General features: G+C 72.6%; 1 protein-coding gene and 1 pseudogene. Both read right to left on the bottom strand.

Annotation, left to right across the window (positions count from 1 at the left end; all coding sequences use genetic code 11):
- Positions 1 to 956, bottom strand: a 956-nt coding sequence (locus BLW63_RS25940) for a HAMP domain-containing protein (protein ID WP_139263849.1), incomplete at its 3' end; no start/stop codon positions are given.
- Positions 957 to 1,289: 333 nt separating this feature from the next.
- Positions 1,290 to 1,538 (bottom strand): annotated as a pseudogene (locus BLW63_RS25935) (methyl-accepting chemotaxis protein); the annotation flags it as partial.

Genomic DNA, 1,538 nt, shown 5'->3' with positions numbered 1-1,538 from the left:
ACCGTCTGCACGTTGCGGGACACCTCGTCGGCGGCGCCGGCCACCACACCGGACTGCGCGGAGGTCTCCTCCGCCGAGGCGGAGATCTGCGCCGACGACGCGGACAGCTCCTCCGACGACGCGGCCACCGCGTCCGCAGCACCGACGACCGTGCTCATCACCGCCCTCAGGTCGGCCACTGCCGCGTCCAGGGACGCAGCCGTGCGACCGATCTCATCGTGCTGGTGCAGCCCGACCGTGACGGTGAGGTCCCCGTGGGCGAGCCGGTCGGCGGCCACGCGCAGCCGGCCGAGGCTGCGAGTGAGCCCGCGGGCGACGGCGAGGCCCAGACCCAGCGCCAGGAGCACCCCGACCGCGCACACGATCGCGGTCCGCCAGATGGCGACCGTCACCGTCTCCGCGTAGTCGGCCCCCTCCAGCAGGGCGGCGTCTGCCGCCTCGAGGCCGGCGTCGAGGCTCTCCTCGTAGGTCTTGCGCAGGCCGCGCGTCTGGTCGAAGGCCAGGGCGACGGCGGCACCGCGGTCGGTGGCGTAGACGTCGAACTCCGCCTGCAGGCTGGCCGACCATGCACCGATCTCGGTCCCCAGGCGGTCCACGAACGCCGCCTCGTCCGCCGTGTCGGCCGACGACCGCGCGTCGGCGAGGTAGCCGTCGACCTTGTCCAGCCGCTCCTCGATCTCGGTCAGGAACTCCGGGTCACCGGTCAGGAGGTAGCCCCGCTCGTCGTTGGCCGTGGCCTTCGCCGTCAGACCGATGCCGTGCAACGCGTTCTTGTACGGCAGGGCGGTGCTCAACTCGGCATCGCGGGCCTCACGGAGGTCCTGCAGGTCGCCGAGCGCCAGGCCGCCGACGACGAGCGCGGTCAGGGAGGCGACCCCGACCGAGGCCAGGACCTTGTGGGTGGCCGGTCGATCGGCCAGCCGGCCGGCGCCCGAGGGGGAGGGTGAGGTGCGCATGTCCAGGCTCCTGGGGGAGAGGCCGTGGTCGGGTGGATCTCGGTCGACCGGACCACGACCGTCGGGTGTCGAGTGGGCACACCGTCGTGCTCGCGGACATCGTGCTCACGAAGCCGGGCCGCTCCATTCCTCGACGCGCGCGTCGGAACGGCTCGGAGCAGAAAGTCCGGTCACCGGATCACCATTGTCGACAAACCCGCAGAATGGCGCCCGGGCCCGGAGACGCTTTCTCCGGGCGGCCAGGCGTGGGATGGCGAGGGCGAACGACGAGGAGCGCACGACCCGGGTGGGTCGTGCGCTCCTCTGTCGCCGTCCGCGGACGGCCGTGCTCGCTCAGTAGGTGAAGCGGGCCACCGAGGTGCGCAGGTCGGCGGCCATGCGGGAGAGCTCGTCGACCGCGGTGCGGGTCTGGGTCAGCGCCTGCGTGGTGGAGTCGGCTGCCGCGGAGACGCCGGTGATGTTGTCGGCGATCTGACCCGAGCCGTGGGCGGCCTCGGTCACCGACCGGCTCATCTCGTTGGTGGTCGCGGTCTGCTCCTCCACCGCCGAGGCGATGGTGGTCTGCCGGTCGGAGATCTGGGC

This window comes from Geodermatophilus africanus (assembly GCF_900107105.1).
Taxonomy (GTDB): Bacteria; Actinomycetota; Actinomycetes; order Mycobacteriales; family Geodermatophilaceae; genus Geodermatophilus; species Geodermatophilus africanus.
Note: the sequence above shows the minus strand (reverse complement) of the source record. Positions and strands in the feature narration are given on the sequence as shown.